The organism is Clostridium ganghwense (genome assembly GCF_026735165.1).
GTDB lineage: Bacteria > Bacillota > Clostridia > Clostridiales > Clostridiaceae > Clostridium_H > Clostridium_H ganghwense.
On record NZ_JAPQES010000001.1, the window covers coordinates 1,104,121 to 1,125,153 of the forward strand.

A 21,033-nucleotide genomic window follows, 5' to 3' on the forward strand; every position below is an offset into this window, starting at 1 on the left:
TATATATTCTTTTCAAGTATTTGAATGTTATAAATAAAAATAACTCTTTCCTTCTCTAGAAAAGAGTTATTCGTGTATTAAAGTCCTAAAAATTCTGTTTTTACACTATCCTTAATTTGAGATACTGGAATTCTAAATTCAGGAATTCCTTCTACATATGATCCAATTTCATATAATCCAAAATATACTACAATTTTTCCATTTTCAATATAAAATGTTTGGTTATCTGAAATACCTTTAAAGTCTTTGTATGGTGCATCCTTATCTTCATATTTTATTCCTTCTGTTTCCATATCTTTCTTCATTTCTTGTATTTGAGCTTCTATTTGTTTTTTTATCTCTTTGTTTATAGTTTCTTTATAGTTAACCCCATGTTTAAATAAATCTTTCAAAGCTATTTCTTTTCCTGTTTTAAGATCTATATTTGTAGTTCTTTTTTCAAAGTTTCCATGAGCACCACCTGTATATTGATAGTAATCAACAGAAATACTTAGTAAATCATTTTCATTATAATTTACTGTATAATTTGTAGCTGCATCATATGGATGTATTTTCCATCCTTGTTTTTTTGCTTCCTTTTCCCATTCTTTAGCTTCTTTTTGTATTTCATTTTTAAAATTCGTTATATCTTTTTCAAAAGTATCATTTAACTTTTTTTGTAGTTTTGTATCTCTAATTCCTTCTATTACAGGAATTCTTAAATCTGATAAAAAAGCTTTATCTTTACTTCTTATTTTTTTTGCCTTAACCTTTATAGGGGCATATTTAACATTTATTTCTTTTTTCATACCTTTTTTAAAAGAAGAAAAAGGAATCTTAAATGGTTGAATACCTGCTGCGTATGGTGCAATTTCATATAATCCATAATATACTACGATGTTTCCATCTTCTATATAAAAAGATTGATTATTTGAAATTGTATTTACTACATCTAAAGATCCCTTAAAATACATATTTTTATTTGATTTCATATTTACTTCTATTTGTTTTTTTATCTCTTTACTGATTATTTCCTTATAATTTTCTCCTTCATAGAAGAAATCTTTTAGTGTAGCTTCATTTCCTGTATCAATATCTATATTAAAAGTTTTTTGTACTGTATTACCATGAGCTCCGCCAGTATATTGATAATAAATAACTGAAATACTTAATAAGTTATTTTGATTATTATGGACTTTATAATATACATTAGCAACGTATGGTCTCATTTGCCAGTCTTTATCTTCTTTTGAATATTCCAACTCTTCTTTTGCTAATTCTTCTAATTCTTCTTTAAATTCTATTATTCCCTCTTCTAACATAGCGTTTATTTTCTTTTGTATAGATTTATCCTTCATTCCATCTAATACAGGAATCTTTATATTTACATCTATTGCTTCATTTTTATATTTAATTTCTTTAGCTTTAATATTAACAGCAGCTTTTGAATTCTCCCCCATCTTATTAACTTTAATTTCAATTGCCTTAGGATTTTCTTGTGCAAATGCATAAGATGTATTTCCTAACCCTAAAAGACCAATTAGTCCTAAGCACATTACTTTTTTCATTTATAACATTCCTTTCATTTAATGTTTTATTACCGTTGACATTTATTAGTATACTATCTTTATCTTTTAAATAGTTACAATAAAAAAACAAAATGATTACAATTTGGTAATTATTCTATTAACTATAATTGTATACTTGTTTAAAAAATATACCAAATATTTATAATAAATTTAAATTGTGATACAATATTTTAATATGATGCAATTAAATCCATAAGTAGCTTTATACTTAATTTAATAGATTATTGTGAAATGGATATATTAATTATTAATACATTTTATAAAAAATAATAATATTAAACTAAAGGAGAAACAACATGAGCAATAAAGAAATAAAAATAGCTTTGCTTAAAGAAGAATTAAATGAATTTAAAGAAAGCATGAAATACCAATATGGTGAAAATTATATGGATTATCCTGAAGTTACAGCACGAATAGAAGTTATAGAAAATATGATAAAGGCTGTAGAAGCATCTAATTAATTAATTTATACTAACTCCAAATACAATTAAAGAATAGCTATTTTCTTATTTAGAAAAAGCTATTCTTTTTATTTTAGATGTAACACTTCTGTAAACTATGTTCTATAACTTATTTGTATAATTATGATATACACTAGCTATATATTGGAGGTATAAAAGATGAAACGCAAACTTTTTATAGGAGTATGTATAATGATGCTTCTTACATCTTGCGGTAAAAGTCAAAATATATGTGGAAGTGATATTAAAAATGAACACTCTGCTTCAGATATAGGTTCAATTAAATCTTCGGAACTTTTAAAAGATATAAAATCTTCTAAAGAACAGGAAGATATAATGAATGAATTTAATAAGCTCATTAATAATAAAGATATATCAGAAAAGATAATTATTAACTTTGTTGATTCTAATATTAAAGGTCTTTCTAAGGATAAGGCTTCAAAATTAGTTTTAGGAATAGAACAAGTGCAGCAGAAAAATTATGAAAAAAGAATTCAAAGCGCTTTTACAGGTGATATTCAAACAAAAATAGCTAAAGATTTCATGGATAAAAAAAGCATTACTGTTTTAGATAATATAAAAAATTTAGATAATGTAAAAGATATTGAGTTAAAAAAATACTTATCCGAAATTCTTGAATGCGGTTATAAAATTATAACTACAGAAGGGCAATACTATCCTATACAAAATTATGAGTATCTAAAAAAATATAATGGCTATGTTACGGATGACATTAAAGAATATATAGAGATAGCAGCTGTAGATTCTAACCAACCTCCAACATCAGATGCGGCTCTTATTATTTCTTGGGATGAAGTTTTTAGAAGAGCAATAAGAAGTGAAGATTTTTTAAAAAAATACCCTACTTCAATTAAATCTAAAAAAATAAAAGAAAACTATCTTTTTTATGCAGCAACATATCTATATGGTACAAATAATTCACCTGATTTTGATTATATTAACAACAAACTATCAAATAAGGTTCTAGAAAGTTATAAAAATGTATCTTCTAAATATGCTGAAAGTGATTTATCCAAAATTATAGAAGAATATATAGTTATTATAAAGAAAAATAACTATACGTTAACAGATGAAGTAGAAAATTATAGAAAAAATGCTTTGAATAGCTTAGAAAAACTATATAAATATTAAATAAAAAATATACCGAATAATTTAAATTTATCCGGTATATTTTTTACATATTAATTTTTTCTAAAAACTCTCCTACCTTTTCATCATATTGTTCTTTATTCTTCCAGTAAGCTTGTGCATGAGCTGCATTAGGTGCTATGTATATATCCTTTATACCCTTTTTCACAGAATACATTTCTTTACTCATACTTGTTGGAACAAAATCATCATTCTCTCCATGTATAAATAAAATAGGTGTTTCTACATTCTCTAAAGCTTTTATTGGAGAAACTTCAGTAAATCTCCACCCTGCTCTTATCTTGATTATAAAACTTACTAAGTTAAGTAAAAGAGGTATCTTTTCTAATTTATATTTGAGTTTTAATTGATGCTTCATCAATACATTCATATCTGAATAGGCACAATCTGCAATACAAAATTTAATCCTTGGGTCTATAGCCACATTTTCAAGTACAATTCCTCCTCCCATAGACTCTCCATGTAGCCCAACTTTGCATTTCTCTCCAAACCTTTGAAATATCCAATCTGTCCATGCCTTTAAATCGTCTTTTTCATAATACCCAAAAGAAGTATTCTTTCCTCCACTTAATCCATGATATCTATGATTATATATTAAAACATTAAAATCTCTTTTTAAAAATAAGTTCATATATTTTATAGAACTGTATAAAGAACATGTAAAACCATGACAGATAATAATAAATTTTTTAGAATCTTTAACTGAAAAAAATAATCCTTGAAGTTTATAACCATGAAGTGAATCAATATAAACTTCTTCCTTTTCCAGCTTATTAAAATCTTTCTCTATTATCTTACCTCTTTGTATTTCCCTATCATACATTTCTTCATAACTAATTTTTTTAGGATATATGATAAGATTAGAAAAATATATTCCTATAATAATAATGATTAAAAATATTATTATTATTATACTCCACACCATTTCGCTCTCCCCCCTATATATTGTTTAGATTATTTTTATTGTCTTAAATTTCACTTTAAAAAGAAGCTAGTATAAAATTATCTACTAGCTTCTTCTCTTAAATCTTATTCTCTTTTCTCATATTAATCAACCCCTGAATAGCCATAACATAACCATAACTTCCAAATCCGCAAATTTGTCCAATACATGCTGGTGCTGTAACTGATTTATGTCTATATTCTTCTCTCGCATGAATATTACTTATATGTACTTCTACGGTTGGAATTTTTACAGCCATTAAAGCATCATAAATTGCTATGCTATAGTGAGTATATGCCCCCGGATTTATTATAATTCCATCGTATTTATTATAAGCTTCTTGTATATAGTTTATTATTTCTCCCTCTATATTACTTTGTACTATATCTATTTCCTGATTTAGTTCTTTACCTTTTTCCTTTAAGTATTCACACATACCTTCATAAGTTTTACTTCCATATATATGTTTTTCCCTAATTCCTAGCATATTAAGATTAGGTCCATTTATTATCAATATTCTCAAGAATTTCACCCCTTTCTTGTAAATTATATTTTTTATATTCTAAATTTCTTTTAAATATGATATAATCTTCTCCTTGGCGTCTTTAATACTTCCATCATTTATTATTTCATAATTACAATACTTTTTATATAAATGATATCTTTCCTCATAAAGCTTATACAATTTTTCTTTTCCACTTATCAACAGTGGACGGCTAAAGATATCCACATCTGTGAATATCTTTTCAATCGATCTGTTGATAAAAATAACGATTCCGTTAGATTGTAGCAATTGTATATTTTCAGAATTTTTAACCACTCCACCACCAGTAGCTATAATTTGAGGACATTTTCTACTTACTTCCTCCACAACCTCACTCTCAATTTGTCTAAAATACGCCTCTCCACTTTTAAAAATCTCAGGAATACTTTGCCCTGTTTTTTCAACTATATACTCATCTATATCACAAAAGTTCATATTCAATTCTTTAGCTAATTCTTTTCCTATAGTACTTTTTCCACAGCCTGGCATTCCTATTAACACTATATTTTTATCTAAATCTCTCATATTCTTACCCCATTATTAATTAAGTTCTATAGTTTACTATCTACAATACTATGAATTTTATCCACAATTTTACTATCCACTTTTATACTGTTCCACAATTCCTCCGCCTTTACTGCTTGATCAACAAGCATATATAAACCATTTATCACTTTTAATCCCGTTTCTTTTGCATACTTTAAAAATAAAGTTTCCTTTGGATTATATATTAAATCAATAGCTATATTAAATTTTGAAATAATATCTTTACTTAATGGAGAATTTTCAATATTAGGATACATACCACAAGGAGTAGAATTAATAACTATATCCAAACGATTTACACTATTAAGTTCTTCATAAGATATTACTTTAAAGTCCTTAAATTTTGTCTTGCCCTCTTCTTTATTTCTGCTAACTAAAATAACTTCATCCACACCATTATCAATAAGATATTGAAGTACTGCTCTTGCTGCACCACCAGTTCCTAGAATTACTGCCACCTTATTATTTAGGTTTACATTAAACCTATTAAGCATCATACCAAAACCATAATAGTCAGTGTTGTACCCTATACTTTTTCCATTTTTTAAGCATATAGTATTCACTGCACCTATCTTTTCAGCTTCTTCTGAAATACTATCTAAAAACTTCATAACTTCAACCTTATAAGGTATAGTTACATTTACACCTCTTACTTTAAGTGCTTTTAATCCAGCTACCGCATCCACTAAATTTTTTTTTTCAACCTCGAAAAGTTGATAATGTCCATCTATTGATATTTTCTTAAAAATTTCAGAATGTATTTGTGGTGAAAAGCTGTGAGTTAGTTTTTCTCCTAAAAGACCATATAAACTTTTCAACTTATTCCTCCCCTTTTTCAATAACTAACCATTATTATGCGCTTTATAATTACCAAGTAATTTAAAATCACAGCTATTATTTTTAATTAATTCAATTGCATCCTTTACAACTTCATCATTTAAATTACCTTCAAAATCAATATAAAAAAAATACTCCCAAGACCTACCTACAATAGGTCTTGACTCTATTTTTAACATACTTAAATTATTTTCTGCAAAGATACTTAAAATATTATACAAAGAACCTGCTTTGTGAGGAAGTGTGAATAAAATACTAATTTTATTGTAGTCATCCTCTAATTCTAAATTTTTACCTATAATTATGAACCTAGTGTAATTATTTTTATTATGATTTATATTAGGTTTAATTATGTTCAACCCATACACTTCAGCTGCTTTTTTACTTCCTATGGCAACCTTATGTTTACAATTTTCATTTTTTATTAGCTCAGCACTAGTTGCTGTATTTTTATAGGGTATACATTTCCATTCAGGATAATTTTTTAGAAATTCGCTGCTTTGGCTAAAAGCTTGGGAATGAGAATACGCTTCCTTTATGTCTTCTATTTTACTTCCCTTTATTCCCAATAAATTATGGTCTACTTTTATAATTCTTTCTCCAACTATAAAAAATCCATATTCTCTTAAAAGGTCATATATTTCTGCTATTCCTCCAGTAGATGAATTTTCAATAGGAAGAACTCCATAATCTATTTCATCCTTCTTTAATGCTTCAAAAACATCTTCAAAATTCTCTACATTATACGTAGGTATATCTTCTCTAAAATACTCTAAAAGTGCCTGTTCACTAAATGATCCCTTTACACCTTGAAACCCTATCTTAATTTTCTCTTTTTTAGGTGAACGCGCTGAAAATTTCAGTTGATTATCTTTTAAATAAGAATTATATTGAAAAAGTTCTTTTGATTGAAGCTTTCTGCTAATACTCATGGTACTTTTTAAAAATTCTCCTAAGGCTCCTTTAAAGCTCTTATTTTCTAAATGGTGTATATTCTTTTCTACAACTTCATCTTCTCTATTTTTATTTAATATAGGTATACTATTGTTTTTTTTGTATTGTGCTACCTTTAATACAGTTTTCATTCTCTTCTCAAATAATTTTGTTAATTCTTCATCTATAGTATCAATTTCTTTTCTTAGCCTTTCTAATTCCTTCAAAATACATCCCCCTTTCCCCCTATAATTTGTCACTATTTTATTTCTTAAAATTTTTACTGTGAAATCAAATCTAGTATTCCCATAGCAGTTACTGCTTCTACCACCGGTACAGCCCTTTGAACAATACATGGATCATGTCGTCCTTCTATTTCAATAGTAGTATTCTCTTTTGTTTCTATATTTATTGTTCTTTGAACTTTTGCTATAGACGGAGTAGGCTTAAATGCTGCTCTAAATATTATAGGCATTGAGTTTGTAATTCCGCCTAGTATACCTCCATTATTATTGGTATAGGTCTTTACTTTCCCCTCTTCTATACAAATTTCATCATTTGCCTTTGAGCCTCTCATTTTTGAAATATCGAATCCAGCTCCAAATTCAACTCCCTTTACAGCAGGAATTGAAAAAAGAAGATGAGATAGAACACTTTCTACAGAGTTGAAAAATGGTGAACCTATTCCCGTAGGAAGATTTAATACTGCACATTCAACTATACCACCTAAAGAATCCTTCTCCTCTTTTGCTTTTAATATCTCATTCTTCATCTTTAATCCTATTTCTTCATTTATTACAGCAAATTCCTTATAAGAAAGTTCTTTAAGCAGCTCTTTTTCTATATTTACTCCATCAAAATATTCTTCTTCTATTTCACCTATACTCTTTATATGACTTCCTATTGCAATACCTTTTTTTCTTAAAATCTGCTTTGCTACAGCTCCAGCAAAGACTATAGGTGCAGTAAGTCTTCCTGAAAAGTGTCCTCCTCCTCTATAATCATTAAAACCGCTGTATCTAATATTACCTGTATAATCAGCATGAGATGGTCTCATAATATTTTTTATCTTTGTATAATCTTTCGAACGCTTATCGCTATTTCTAATTATTGCACATAGAGGAGTTCCTGTTGTTCTATTATTAAAATATCCACTTAAAATTTCAAATTCATCTTTTTCATTTCTTGCAGTAGACATTTTATTTCTTCCTGGTGCACGTCTTCTCATCTCTCTATTTATTTCTTCTATATCTAACTCTATTCCAGACTCAAGCCCATCTATAGTTATTCCTATAGCTTCTCCATGAGATTCACCAAAAATAGAAAATCTTATATTATTTCCCCAGATTCCACTCATCTATTTTTCCTCCTAGATTCTTAAAATCTGTCCAAAAATCTGGATAAGATTTTTTTACTGCATCACTATTCGTTATTATAAGTGGTTCCTCACATTTTATAGAGGCAACCGCCATTGCCATGGCTATTCTATGGTCGTTCCAGCTATCTACTTTTCCACCTTTTAAGCTTTTTTTACCTCTAATTATTAAGCCATCCTCTAATTCTTCAACATCTCCACCTATTTTATTAAGTTCAGATGCTATTGCATTTAATCTATCACACTCTTTTATACGAAGTCTCTTTGCATTAACTATCTTTGTAGTTCCTTCGCTTAAAGCTGCCATAACAGTAAGTACAGGAACAAGATCTGGACATTCTGAAGCATCAATAACTATACCTTTTGTACTAGATGACTTAGCCTCTATGTAATTCTTATTTATAGATATATCTGCCCCCATTTTCTTTAATATATCTACAATAACCTTATCTCCTTGCAGCGAATTAATATTTAAATCTTCACATTTTAAGCTATCTCCTAACGCACCGGCTACAAGCCAAAAAGCTACTTGTGAAAAATCTCCTTCAACTCTGTAATCTCTATTACTATACTTTTGATTTCCCTTTATATAAAATTCTTTATAATCTTTATTTTCTATTTTTACTCCAAACTTATTTAATGTATCAATTGTTAAATCTACATATCCTTTAGACTCTAATTCTGTAGTTATTATTATTTTAGAATCTCCATCTAAAAGTGGAAGTGCAAACATAAGCCCTGTTATAAATTGCGAACTTATATCCCCTTTTACTCTAAACTCACCTGGTTTTAACCCACCTTTTATTTTTAATGGAAGCTCTCCATTATTTGTTTCATAATATATATTTTGTTTTTCAAATATTTCATAATATACATCTAAAGGACGAGAAACTAATTTTCCTCTTCCCTTAAAAGTAACTTCACCTTCTGCAAGCAAAGCTATTGGAATTAAGAATCTCAAAGTAGAACCAGATTCTATGCAATCCACAGTATTATTTAATAGAGATAATTGTTCATTTCCTTTTATATTTAACCTTACCCTTTTCTCAGCTTGTGTATTCTTCTCTTCTTTTATATTTTCTTCTTTTATATTTTCTTCTTTTATATTTTCTTCTTTTACCTTTATCTCTACTCCTAACCCTTCCATAGCTTTAGATGTAGCTGTAATATCATCAGAAAATATAATATTATCTATATTACTTTCTCCTTCTGCAAATCCTGCACATATTACCGCTCTATGTGCCAAACTCTTTGAAGGAGGAACTTTTACATTTCCTTTTAATACCCCTGGATAAATTATTACACTCTCCAACTCATCATCTCCTTTAAATAAATTTAATGATTTCTTCCTTATTTATCTTTTTTATAACCCCTTCTCCTATATAATTAAGAAGTATTACATTAATAAATTCTCCTTTATTTTTCTTATCTAAGTTTATAGCTTCTAATATTTTATCTTTATCTTCAAAATTAATTTTGTATTGTAATTTATACTTTTTCAGTATGTGCTTTATATTTTCACAAGTTCCTTTTTTAGTTATACCCATATCTTCACTTTTTTTAGTTATAGCATACATCCCTAAAGCTACAGCCTCTCCATGAGTATATTTTTCAAAATTAAAATACTTCTCAATAGCATGCCCTATAGTATGCCCAAAATTTAAAAGCATTCTATCTCCTGTATCCTTCTCATCCTTTTCTACTACTTCTTTTTTTATGCTGCAGCAGGCATAGATTATATCTTCCATATGATAAAATAAGTCTTCTTCTCCATCATACTTTAATAAATCATCAAATAAATTCTTATCTTTTATACACCCATACTTTATTACTTCTGCCATCCCATCATATAAAAATCTTTTATCTAATGTTTTTAATACATTAGGGTCTATAAATACAGCCTTCGGATGATAAAAATTTCCTACTAAATTTTTGCCTCTAGGTAAGTCTACTGCAACTTTTCCTCCTATACTACTGTCTATCTGAGCTAAAAGTGAAGTTGGTATTTGAATAAAAGGAATACCTCGCAGCAAGGTAGCTGCTGCGAATCCTGTTAAATCACCTATAACTCCTCCACCAAGAGCAATTATTAAGTCTCCTCTTGTAATTCCAAAATCTAATAATTTATCATAAACTTTTAATAATACATCAAATGATTTGCTCTTTTCACCTGGTTTTAATACAATTTTGAACACTTCAAAATTATTCTCTTCTAACTTATTTTTTACTTTCTCTCCATAAAACTTATCTACATTTTCATCTGTTATTATTGCAATCTTTTTATTTGTGGATATCTTTTTTATCTCTTCTCCTATAGAATCAATCAAACCCTTTTTAATATAGATAGGATAACTATTTTCAATAAGATTTATCCCAAGTTCCTTCAACTAGGACATCTCCTTTCGCTTCTTGCTTGCTTTTTCCATAATTTCTGAAAGTAATTCTTTTTCTTCATTTATTATAGCATTTTTAATCTTTTTTATATTTTCTTCAAATATTTCTATTTCCCTGACTAAGTTTTCTTTATTTCCTGTAAAAAGCTCAGTCCACAAATCAGAATTAATCTGTGCAATTCTTGTAAGCTCTCTATAGCTATCCCCTGTAAATAATCCTGTCTCTACTCCTAAATTATCACTATTAACCAAAGATACTGCTATAACATGTGGAAGTTGACTTGTAAACCCTATAATTTTATCATGTTTTTCTGGACTAATACTCATTACGTTTTTAAATCCTATTTTTTTTACAAGCTCTTCTACAAATCTCAAATTTTTTTCTTTATTTCTTTCTGTAGGAGTTATTATATAATTAGCTCCTTTAAATACATCCTTTGATGCAAACTTTAATCCTTTCTGCTCACGTCCTGCCATTGGATGTCCAAAAACAAAATCTATATCATCTCTCAATATACTATTTACTTCTTTTATAAATTCACTTTTAATTCCTGTTACATCGGTAATTACCGCTCCATTTTTAAAATTATTAATATTGTCTTTCACAAATTTTTCAACTAATTTAGGGTATAAGCATATTATTACTAAATCTGATTCTTTTAAAGGAATATCTGCCTCTAAATATCCTTTATCTATAATCCCTATTTTTTCAGCATCATCAATAGCTTTTTCATCTATATCTACAGCATAAATTTTCTTAGGATTTAATTCTTTAAGAGCCATGGCATAAGACCCACCTATGAGTCCTAAGCCAATAATAGTAATATTTAAATCTAACTTATCCACATATATCCCCTCCATTAGATTTCTTTATCCACAGCTTGTGCAACTACTCTTAATGAATTCATCAATGAGTCGAATTTTTCTGGTTTTAATGATTGTGCTCCATCACTTTTTGCATTTACTGGATCATTGTGTACTTCTATCATAAGTCCATCTGCTCCAACTGCTACTGCTGCTTTAGCTAAAGGTTCTACAAGCCACCACATTCCTCCAGCATGACTTGGGTCTATTATTATAGGCAAGTGACTTAATTTTTTTATTACAGGTACAGCACTTAAATCCAGTGTATTTCTTGTATATGTTTCAAAAGTTCTTATTCCTCTTTCACAAAGAATTACATTGTCATTCCCCTCTGACATTATATATTCTGCGGACATTAAGAATTCTTCAATAGTAGCTGATAGACCTCTTTTTAAAAGAATTGGTTTTTTTGTTTTTCCAAGCTCCTTTAAAAGATCAAAGTTCTGCATATTCCTTGCACCTACTTGTATTATGTCAACATCTTCAACAAATCTTTCTACCAATTTTGGAGACATAATCTCAGTAACTATAGGTAATCCAGTTTTTTCTCTTGCTGCCTTTAATATTTCTAATCCTCTTTCTCTCATGCCTTGGAAGCTGTATGGTGAAGTTCTTGGCTTGAAGGCACCTCCTCTTAAAAAACCTGCCCCTGATTCTTTAATTTTTTCAGCAATTCCTATAAGCTGTTCTTCACTTTCTACTGAACAAGGCCCTGCCATTACAGCAAGCTTAGTATCCCCAATAATTCTATCTCTTACTTGAATTTTAGTACCCTCTGGATGGAAAAGTCTATTTGCCTTTTTGTAAGGTTCTTGTACATGTAATACTTTATCAACATCTTCATCTGCCCCAATTTGACTTGGATTAATTGCACTTGTATCCCCTAATAAGCCAAGAACACAATATTTATCTCCCTGCCAAAGATTAACTTTAATTCCTCTCCCACTTAATTTTACCTTTATTTCTTCAATTCTTTCCTTTGATGTACTAGGTTTCATTACAATAATCATAAAATAGCCTCCCTTTTATATTTTTATAAAATTTTATAAAAAAAGAAGACTCATTAATGAGTCTTCTTTAAAAAACTTATTATTATATAAATTGTACAGTTAATAAACTATTTATTACAATTTAGATACAATAATTATATATACTAAGCCACTCATTAGAAATAGGAATTTTTATTTTTTTGCAGAACCAAAAGCCAGCGCTAAAGTAAAAGCCCAAGCTAAAGTAAAAATAAAATTGTTCTACTATTCCCTTTCCAATAAGATTTTGCATTTGATTTTTCCTCCAATTTTTATCTGAATTTTAGTTATTGTGTTAAATTATATCACTTTTTTTCATCATGTCAATATAGAATATTTATAAAATTCAAAATTTCATTAACATTTTTGTCCGTTAGTTAATATAATATAGTAACTCCACATTACCCCAAATTAGACAAGCTACATCATCCTATATATAGGAGGTGATTTCTTAATGGGAAGTGGTTTAATATTCCTACTAATAATTTTAGCTAAATGCGGTTGCGGCCGCGGTTTTGGACGCGGTGGCGGTTATGGTGGTGGTTACGGCTACGGTGGAGGCTACGGCGGCTACGGTGGAGGTTGCGGCTGTGGTTGTAATAAAGGTTGTTGTGACCCTTGCTGTAATTCTTGTTGTGACCCTTGTTGTAATTCTTGTTGTGATCCTTGTTGTGATTGTTGTAAGAAAAAGCATCATAAACATCATAAAGATTGTTGTTGCTGCTGTAAGAGTGGTTACGGATCTGGTTACGGTGGCGGTTACGGCGACGGTTATGGTTGTGGCTCTGGTTGCGGCTCTGGTTGCGGCTCACTCTTTGACTGGTTCTGCTGTTAGTAAATATAATTTTGTAATATAAAAGGTTATAGGATTAGAAAACTAATCCTATAACCTTTATTTAATTAATCTTTTATTTAATTAACCCTTTTTCTTTTAAGAAATTTTCAGCAACATCTCTAGGTTCTTCACCTAATTTATCTACCTTATAGTTGAGTTCTCTCATTACATCGTCATTTATTTGTCCTTCTAATTTGTTTAAAAGCTCTTTTAATTCAGGATATTTTTCAAGAGCATCTTGTCTAACAATTGGTACTGCATAATATGGTGGGAAGAAATGTTTGTCATCTTCTAATGTTTTTAAATTAAAAGCTTTTAATAAACCATCTGTAGAAAAAGCATCAATAACATCAGATTCTTTATTATTTACAGCTGTATATCTTAATCCTCCATCTACCGGTTTTAAACTTTTAAAATTAGTATTATATAATTTTTTCAATCCTTTGTATCCATCATCCCTATCCGAAAATTCCATAGTACATCCTAAAATTAATTTATCACTTATCTTTGCAAGATCAGATGTTGTTTTAAGATTATAGTTTTCAGCTGTATCCTGTCTTACTGCTAACACATAAGTATTGTTGAAACCTAAAGGATCTAACCATTCTATACCATATTCTTTATGAAAATAATCTTTAACTATGTTATAAGTTTTTTCTGAATCATTTATAGGATCTCTTTGCATAATACTTACAAGTCCTGTACCTGTATATTCTACATACATATCAACATCGCCAGACTTCATAGCTTCCCAAATTACACTTGAACCTCCCAGATTCAACTTCCTTTCAACCTTGATATCTGTATTCTTCTCTACCAAAGTTGCAAACATATTACCTAAAATTAACTGTTCACTATAATTTTTAGACCCTATTACCAAAGTATTTTCTTTTCCATTAATTTTATATCCTACTGTACCTACTGCAATAGTAATTACTAAAACTGTAGCAGTAACCAATGCTGCTTTTCTTTGTTTATCACTTCTTCTTTTTCTTCTCTTTCTTGTCTTTCTGACTTTGTTCCCATTTGCTTTTATTCCTTCTGGAACAACTGCCTCCTCGATCTTTCCAATTATATAATCCATTATAAGAGCAAGTATACATGCAGGTATAGCGCCTGATAAAATCATGTAATTATCTACTCTTTGAACTCCTGTAAATACTAAATAACCAAGACCACCTGCTCCTATAAATGCTGCTATTGTCATAAGTCCAACCGCTGTAACTGCAGCTATTCTTATACCTGCCATAATAACAGGAAGAGCTAAAGGTAATTGCACCATTTGAAGAGTTTGTCTCCCTGTAAGTCCCATTCCCTTAGCTGCTTCAATCATATCAGGATTTATATTTTTTAATCCCGTATAAGTATTCTTTACTATTGGAAGTAAGGAATATAAAAATACCATAACTATAGCAGGGGTACTCCCTATTCCTATAACAGGAATTAAAAATCCTAAAAGAGCCAGACTAGGAATTGCTTGTATTACATTAGCTATACCTAATATCGGAGTTGCTAATTTCTTTTTTCTTGTTATTAATATTCCAAGAGGTACTCCAACCAATATAGCAACTATAACAGCAGCTATAGTAAGCCCTAAATGTTGTAATAGTAGTTCGCCCACCTGATCACTTTTATTTAAAAAATACGAAAAAAATTCTTTCATTATAGGCCTACCTCCTCTTCATCTAGAAATTGTCCACTTAGAACATTAATAAGACTGCTTCTAGTTATAAGTCCTAATAATTTATTGTTGTCATCTACTACTGGAATATATCCAACATTTTTTTCATTCATTATCTTTAGCACATCTACAATTGAATCATCTTTATGAGCAGCGATAACATCTTTTTCCATTATATCGTTCAATGTTAGTTTTTTCTCTCTATTTTTTCTTATATCTTTTAAAGTAGCTATCCCCTGAAGTTCGTTATTTTTATCTACAACTAAAATACTATCAACATGTCTTTCATTCATTATCTCTATAGCCTGAAGTATAGTTCTAGTTCCTATAGTTTTCACAGGATTTTCAATTACTATATCTTCAGCTTTTATAAATTCTGGTTGATTCCAAATTCTATTCTTCCCTATAAATTCCTCAACAAATCCATGAGAAGGATTTTTTAAGATTTCCTCTGGAGTATCATATTGAAGAATTACGCCATCCTTCATTATGCATATTCTATCACCTAATTTTAATGCTTCATCCATATCATGAGTAACGAAAACTATTGTCTTTTTTAACTTCTGCTGCAAGTTAAATAATTCATCTTGAAGTGCATTTCTTGTTATCGGATCAAGAGCACTATATGGTTCATCCATCAATATAATTTCTGGATCTGTAGCAAAGGCTCTAGCAACTCCAATTCTCTGTTGTTGTCCACCACTTAACTCACTTGGATATCTATCTATATATTCTTCTGGCTCTAGACCTACCATCTCTAATAATTCAAAAGTTCTCTTTCTTATTTCTTCTTCATCCCATTTTTTTAAGTAAGGTATTAGACCAATATTATCTCCTACTGTCATATGTGGAAATAAACCTGTTTGTTGTATAACATATCCCATATTTCTTCTAAGTTCTATAGTGTCTTTTTTGCCTATATCTTCACCATTCACTAAAATTTGTCCTGATGTCGGTTTTATTAATTTGTTTAACATTTTTAATGTAGTCGTCTTTCCACATCCACTAGGTCCTATAAGTACAACTAATTCACCTTTATTTATGTGTAAATCAATGTTTTTTAAAACATGACTATTTTTAAAAGACTTTTTAATATTTTTAAGCTCTATCATACTTTTCCCCCTTTTTATATACACATTCGCCATTAAAATACTTTATTTAAAATTAATACAATTTATAAACAAACAACTTATTATTTACCTAAAGTTGTATCTAAAAACAACTTTAGTTTAACATATAAGTTGTTTGTTGTCAAACACCAATGTAATTTTCTTACAATTAATTAGTACTTAAGATATTTATATATTCTTTGTATTGCCTCTTCTTCACCAACTACTAAAATAATATCATCCTCTTCAAATTCTAAATAAGGTCCAGGAGATATAATTACTTTATTATTTCTTCTTACCCCCAAAATTGTCGCACCTGTATTTTGCCAAAATCTACTCTCACCTATACTTTTACCTATGATATGAATATCTTTACGTATCTCTATTTCTCTTGGCTGTATTAAATCATAACTACTATATTTATATGAATAATCTATAAGTTTTTCATTTATTTCTTGTATTTTATACTCTATACTCTTCCTTTCCTCAAGTAATTTTTTTATAGTATTTCTTAATGTACCTATACTTTCTTTTTCTTTAAAATTACTTACAAATTCATGAGCTTTTTCACTAGAAAGTATAATTACTCCCTTGCCCTTACTTACCTCAACAACCTTCTTATCTTCAAGTAACTTCACAGCTTTTCTTATAGTTTCAGGAGATACATTGTATTCACAAGCTAATACAGACCTACCTCTAAGCTTCTCTCCTTCTAATAACTGGCCTTTGTAAATTCTTCCTGCAATATCTACTGCTATTTTGTTATATCTAGGTGTTTCTGTTCTTACAACCATTTTACCCTCCCATGAAACAATCTCTAATTAATAACAAGTTGTATCTTTTAAAATATATCATATATATTACTTATTTGTCAAATATTTCAAAAACAACAGAATGTTTTGCTGCAAAAAAACTTAAAATTAAAATGACCTAAATATAGAATTTATCTATACTTAGGTCATTTCATTATTTTATTCCTAAAAAGGTTTTTATCCTATCCGCTATCCCATTATATCCTACTACTAAAAGTTTATCTCCTTCTTTAAACTCTAAATAAGGTCCTGGAGATATTAAAACTTCTTCATTTCTTTTTACTCCTATTATTGTACCACCAGTATTATGCCAAAATTGACTTTCTCCTATAGTCTTTCCTAATACAGTAGATGAAGATGTCAATTCTACTTCGATAGGATCAATTAGCTCTGTGTTTCTGAATCTATATGAATAATCTATAATTTTTTCATTTACTTCTTGGATCTGCTTTTCTATATTAGTTCTGTCCTGAAGTAATTTTCTCATATTAGTTCTTAATGCACCTATACTTTCTTTTTCCTTAAAGCTTTCAACAAATGCATAAGCTTGTTTTGTAGATTTAATTATTACTCCACTGCCCTTATTTACCTCTACTACCCCTTTATCCTCAAGTAACTTCATTGATTTTCTAATAGTTTCAGGGGAAACATTATACTCACTTGCTAAAATTGATCTTCCTCTTAATTTTTCTCCTTCTTGTAAATACCCTTTATATATTCTTAGCGCAACATCTACTGCTATCTTTATATAACGCGGCATTTCTACACGTTCACCCATGCTAAACCCTCCAAAAACACTGTTATAATCATATTTATATCATGTTTGCATATATGATTATAACACAAACCGCATTCTTTGGAAAAAAATTATTTAGACAACCATTCGTTCACTCCACTTTCCACATCTATCTCCAAAACATCCTACTATAGAATTTCCATCTTTAATATTTACTACTTCACATCTATTTGGACATCCTTTACATTCAAAACTTGCAGATACAAATTTTCTCTCAGCAATGTCAAAACCTTTAAAATTAGTTTTTCCAACTTTCTTTACAGCTTCTGCTCCAATCATAGCTGCTCCTATAGCACCCATAACATCATAATTTTGAGGAACATAAACATTAAAACCTAACGCATTTTCAAAAGCCTTCTTTATTCCTTTATTTGCTGCAACTCCACCTTGGAAAAATACCTTTTGTTCTATGTCTTTTCCCTTTGCTACATTGTTTAAATAGTTTCTTACAAGAGCCTCACATAGTCCCATAATTATATCAGATTGATCATAACCCAACTGTTGCTTATGTATCATATCTGATTCTGCAAAAACTGCACATCTGCCAGCAATTCTTACTGGTACATTTGCTTTCAATGCATAATCTCCAAATTTTTCAATAGGAATTTCTAATCTTTCAGCTTGCCTGTCAAGAAAAGAACCTGTTCCAGCTGCACAAACTGTATTCATTGCAAAATCTGTTACAACTCCATCCTTTAAAGTTATTATTTTAGAATCCTGACCACCTATTTCTATTATAGTCCTTACATCTTTATCAACATAAAGTGAAGCTATGGCATGAGCTGTAATCTCATTTTTAACTGCATCTCCGCCTAGTAGAGCAGCAGCAATATGCCTTCCACTTCCAGTAGTACCAACAGATTGTATTTGCTTACTATCATATTTATCGATTAACATTTTTAATCCTTCTTGCACAGCATTTATAGGCTTTCCTTTTGTCCTTAAATATATTTTTTCAACAACTTTCATAGAATTATCTATAAGTACAACATCAGTACTTACTGAACCAACATCAACACCCATATAATACATTTTTCCCTTTTCTCCTTTCAAGTAAATCTAGAAATGCTTCTATTCTTGTAATATAACCGCCTTCTCCTGTCATTTCATCTACCACAAGGCTCATTATAGGAAAATCTTTATCTTTTGATATCGATGGAAGTATTGCCTTTGATATAATTTCAGGCATGCATCCCATAGGAAATATTTGAATAGCTCCGTCTAACTTGCTTCTATGAGCCATTACGGCCTCACCTATACATTCTCTCGCATGACCTCCTATGTAATAAGGCAAATATTCTTTTGATGCGAGCCTTAAATCAACAGAATTAGCATTTAATACTTTCATTGCAGCATCCTTGACCCACCAACTAGGTGTTAACTTTCTTTTACTACAAACACCATAATCCATAAGCTTTTCTTCAATATTTAGATTGGAGAATGGATCTATTACTGTATAAATTTCCCCTATTACAGCTACCTTTAGTGGATTTTTACTCTTATCTATTTTTACACTATCTATTTTTTTCTTATATTCCTTTAAAAGCCTTATTGCTCTTACCGGATCGTTGGTTTCAAATACATCTCTTTTACATGTATTAAGTATTTTTTTACATTCCCCTTTATTTACTTCATATCCTGCTAGATAATGAGCTTTTTCTTCAATTTTGTCAATTAAATTTGTAGCTTTCAATGCTCTTAGTGCAGCTATTGTTTTTTCACCCTTATTTTTTGTGCTTCCTGACACTAAACTATTTATCCTTCTCATAAGCTCTTTATTTCCAATACCATTTGGACAATCCATAACTATAAACTTCACATCATATCCCATTTTTTTTAAAATATTCATTTGAAGTTCACAATACTCCCCAAATCTACAGGGTCCACAACTTCCTACTAAAAGAATGGTATCTGCCCCAGCTTCTATGCTTTGTAAATAATTACCCATCATTATCTTGAAAGGTAAACATATCTCTTCTGGTGAGCAAGCAGTACCCAATTCAAGAGCTGTTTTATTATTTATTGGTGGAATTATATATTCTATTCCAAGTCCATCAAAAAATATTTTAGCAGCAATACAAATATTACCCATGTGCGGAAACGTGACTTTCAATCTTTTTCCTCCTTTCAAGCATATCTATAAATGCCTCTATTCTAGTATTAAATCCAGCTTCTCCTGTTTGTTCATCTATTTTTAAAACAAGAAATGGAAAATCTTTAACTGTATCCTTTATAAGTTCTATAACAACTGAATCTATCCCACAAGCAAAAGATGATATGTATACTAAACCATCCACCTTTTTATTTAATGCAAGATATGCAGCAGCTCCATATGAATTTCTAGCAAAACTCCAGAAAGGTCTCTTGAAAAGTTTATCAACTTCTTTATCAATAGCTTCATTTGAAACAAATTCTTCTGTTATAATCCCCATTCCAAATTTATGAATTTTTTCTACCACATTCATATTAGTATATTTATCATAAACATTATAAGGATGCCCTAATAAAGCAATATTTATTTTATATTCACTATCCTTTATCCCACATTTAAAATTCTTCTGTGCATTTTGAGCCTTCATATATGCCATATCTATAGCATGTAAATTGCCTGTTATCATAAGTCCTAATTTTTTTACCCATTCATACAAACCTTTTTTTGAATTCATATATAAAGGTAGTTCTGTAATCCTAGGCATATCTTGTATACTATACTTTATCATTTCAGGAAGTCCACAAAATTTAGGACAAATATATTCTTTATCTCTAATACACATAATTCTAGGAACAATTATAAGATCACATTTATCTTTTATACTAGCTACATGACCATGAAAAACCTTAATTGGTAAACACGCCTCGTCCACACAATATTTCACTCCATCATTGAGTATCGTTTTATTTGTATCATTAGAAATAATAATTTCGGCGCCAAGTTCCTTTAAAAATGTCTCTATAAAAGGATAATATTTGTAATACAAAAGTCCTTTTGGTATTCCTATTTTCATACCCTACCTCCTTTAACTTCCCCCATAACTTTACATCATTTATTATTGAACAACTTTTTCTTTTTTATTCATAACTTATGTAATAATAACAAATAGAAGTAAATATATTAAATAGTGCCACATAAACCTCCCA

21 protein-coding genes are annotated in these 21,033 nt (G+C 29.3%); 3 read left to right on the forward strand and 18 right to left on the reverse strand.

Annotated features, from left to right (window positions below):
- Positions 1-77 precede the first annotated feature (77 nt).
- Positions 78-1,547 (reverse strand): PdaC/SigV domain-containing protein, encoded by a 1,470-nt coding sequence (locus OXH55_RS05030; protein ID WP_268048458.1) that lies wholly within the window; start codon positions 1,545-1,547, stop codon positions 78-80.
- A 317-nt stretch (positions 1,548-1,864) separates the two neighbouring features.
- On the opposite strand from OXH55_RS05030, the gene OXH55_RS05035 reads away from it, so the two are divergent.
- Together OXH55_RS05035 and OXH55_RS05040 are read left to right on the forward strand one after the other, a co-directional pair.
- Entirely contained in the window at positions 1,865-2,029 is a 165-nt protein-coding gene (locus OXH55_RS05035) for a hypothetical protein (RefSeq protein WP_268048460.1), read from the forward strand.
- A 159-nt stretch (positions 2,030-2,188) separates the two neighbouring features.
- Complete coding sequence (locus OXH55_RS05040) at positions 2,189-3,181, forward strand: hypothetical protein (protein ID WP_268048462.1); 993 nt, start codon at positions 2,189-2,191, stop codon at positions 3,179-3,181.
- Positions 3,182-3,224: 43 nt separating this feature from the next.
- On the opposite strand, the gene OXH55_RS05045 is transcribed toward OXH55_RS05040, so the two are convergent.
- From OXH55_RS05045 to aroF, 10 genes are all read right to left on the reverse strand, one after another.
- A complete protein-coding gene (locus tag OXH55_RS05045) occupies positions 3,225-4,124 on the reverse strand; it encodes an alpha/beta hydrolase (RefSeq protein WP_268048464.1) in 900 nt (299 codons plus the stop codon).
- A 97-nt stretch (positions 4,125-4,221) separates the two neighbouring features.
- Entirely contained in the window at positions 4,222-4,665 is a 444-nt protein-coding gene (aroQ, locus tag OXH55_RS05050; protein WP_268048466.1) for a type II 3-dehydroquinate dehydratase, read from the reverse strand.
- Between the two features lie 39 nt (positions 4,666-4,704).
- On the reverse strand, positions 4,705-5,211 hold the full coding sequence (locus tag OXH55_RS05055; protein ID WP_268048467.1) for a shikimate kinase: 507 nt from the start codon (positions 5,209-5,211) through the stop codon (positions 4,705-4,707).
- A 26-nt stretch (positions 5,212-5,237) separates the two neighbouring features.
- Entirely contained in the window at positions 5,238-6,050 is an 813-nt protein-coding gene (aroE, locus tag OXH55_RS05060) for a shikimate dehydrogenase (protein ID WP_268048468.1), read from the reverse strand.
- Between the two features lie 24 nt (positions 6,051-6,074).
- The gene (pheA, locus tag OXH55_RS05065; RefSeq protein ID WP_268048469.1) at positions 6,075-7,229 is read right to left on the reverse strand and encodes a prephenate dehydratase; all 1,155 of its coding nucleotides are present in this window, start codon (positions 7,227-7,229) and stop codon (positions 6,075-6,077) included.
- 53 nt (positions 7,230-7,282) lie between these two features.
- Positions 7,283-8,359 carry a chorismate synthase gene (gene aroC / locus OXH55_RS05070; protein ID WP_268048470.1) on the reverse strand — a complete coding sequence of 359 codons (1,077 nt, stop codon included), beginning with the start codon at positions 8,357-8,359 and terminating at the stop codon, positions 7,283-7,285.
- Complete coding sequence (gene aroA / locus OXH55_RS05075) at positions 8,337-9,689, reverse strand: 3-phosphoshikimate 1-carboxyvinyltransferase (protein WP_268048472.1); 1,353 nt, start codon at positions 9,687-9,689, stop codon at positions 8,337-8,339. The genes aroC and aroA overlap by 23 nt, the downstream gene beginning before the upstream one ends.
- Before the next feature lie 13 nt (positions 9,690-9,702).
- Positions 9,703-10,764: a 3-dehydroquinate synthase gene (gene aroB, locus OXH55_RS05080; RefSeq protein WP_268048474.1), complete on the reverse strand. Its 1,062-nt coding sequence runs from the start codon at positions 10,762-10,764 to the stop codon at positions 9,703-9,705.
- The gene (locus OXH55_RS05085; protein ID WP_268048476.1) at positions 10,765-11,616 is read right to left on the reverse strand and encodes a prephenate dehydrogenase; all 852 of its coding nucleotides are present in this window, start codon (positions 11,614-11,616) and stop codon (positions 10,765-10,767) included.
- 14 nt (positions 11,617-11,630) lie between these two features.
- A complete protein-coding gene (aroF, locus tag OXH55_RS05090; RefSeq protein ID WP_268048478.1) occupies positions 11,631-12,644 on the reverse strand; it encodes a 3-deoxy-7-phosphoheptulonate synthase in 1,014 nt (337 codons plus the stop codon).
- A gap of 551 nt (positions 12,645-13,195) precedes the next feature.
- Here aroF and OXH55_RS05095 point away from each other — a divergent pair.
- Positions 13,196-13,519 carry a hypothetical protein gene (locus OXH55_RS05095; protein ID WP_268048480.1) on the forward strand — a complete coding sequence of 108 codons (324 nt, stop codon included), beginning with the start codon at positions 13,196-13,198 and terminating at the stop codon, positions 13,517-13,519.
- A gap of 51 nt (positions 13,520-13,570) precedes the next feature.
- Here OXH55_RS05095 and OXH55_RS05100 read toward each other — a convergent pair whose 3' ends face one another.
- From OXH55_RS05100 to OXH55_RS05130, 7 genes are all read right to left on the reverse strand, one after another.
- Positions 13,571-15,160, reverse strand: coding sequence for an ABC transporter permease/substrate-binding protein (locus OXH55_RS05100; RefSeq protein WP_268048482.1), 1,590 nt, complete (start codon positions 15,158-15,160; stop codon positions 13,571-13,573).
- Positions 15,160-16,290, reverse strand: coding sequence for a betaine/proline/choline family ABC transporter ATP-binding protein (locus tag OXH55_RS05105; protein WP_268048484.1), 1,131 nt, complete (start codon positions 16,288-16,290; stop codon positions 15,160-15,162). The genes OXH55_RS05100 and OXH55_RS05105 overlap by 1 nt, the downstream gene beginning before the upstream one ends.
- Before the next feature lie 170 nt (positions 16,291-16,460).
- A complete protein-coding gene (locus OXH55_RS05110; RefSeq protein ID WP_268048486.1) occupies positions 16,461-17,081 on the reverse strand; it encodes a GntR family transcriptional regulator in 621 nt (206 codons plus the stop codon).
- A 172-nt stretch (positions 17,082-17,253) separates the two neighbouring features.
- The gene (locus OXH55_RS05115) at positions 17,254-17,877 is read right to left on the reverse strand and encodes a GntR family transcriptional regulator (protein WP_268048488.1); all 624 of its coding nucleotides are present in this window, start codon (positions 17,875-17,877) and stop codon (positions 17,254-17,256) included.
- A gap of 93 nt (positions 17,878-17,970) precedes the next feature.
- Complete coding sequence (locus OXH55_RS05120; RefSeq protein ID WP_268048490.1) at positions 17,971-18,927, reverse strand: acyl-CoA dehydratase activase; 957 nt, start codon at positions 18,925-18,927, stop codon at positions 17,971-17,973.
- A complete protein-coding gene (locus OXH55_RS05125) occupies positions 18,908-20,008 on the reverse strand; it encodes a 2-hydroxyglutaryl-CoA dehydratase (protein ID WP_268048492.1) in 1,101 nt (366 codons plus the stop codon). Before OXH55_RS05125 ends, OXH55_RS05120 begins: the two co-directional genes overlap by 20 nt.
- Positions 19,980-20,900: an acyl-CoA dehydratase activase-related protein gene (locus tag OXH55_RS05130; protein ID WP_268048494.1), complete on the reverse strand. Its 921-nt coding sequence runs from the start codon at positions 20,898-20,900 to the stop codon at positions 19,980-19,982. Before OXH55_RS05130 ends, OXH55_RS05125 begins: the two co-directional genes overlap by 29 nt.
- Between the last annotated feature and the right edge of the window lie 133 nt (positions 20,901-21,033).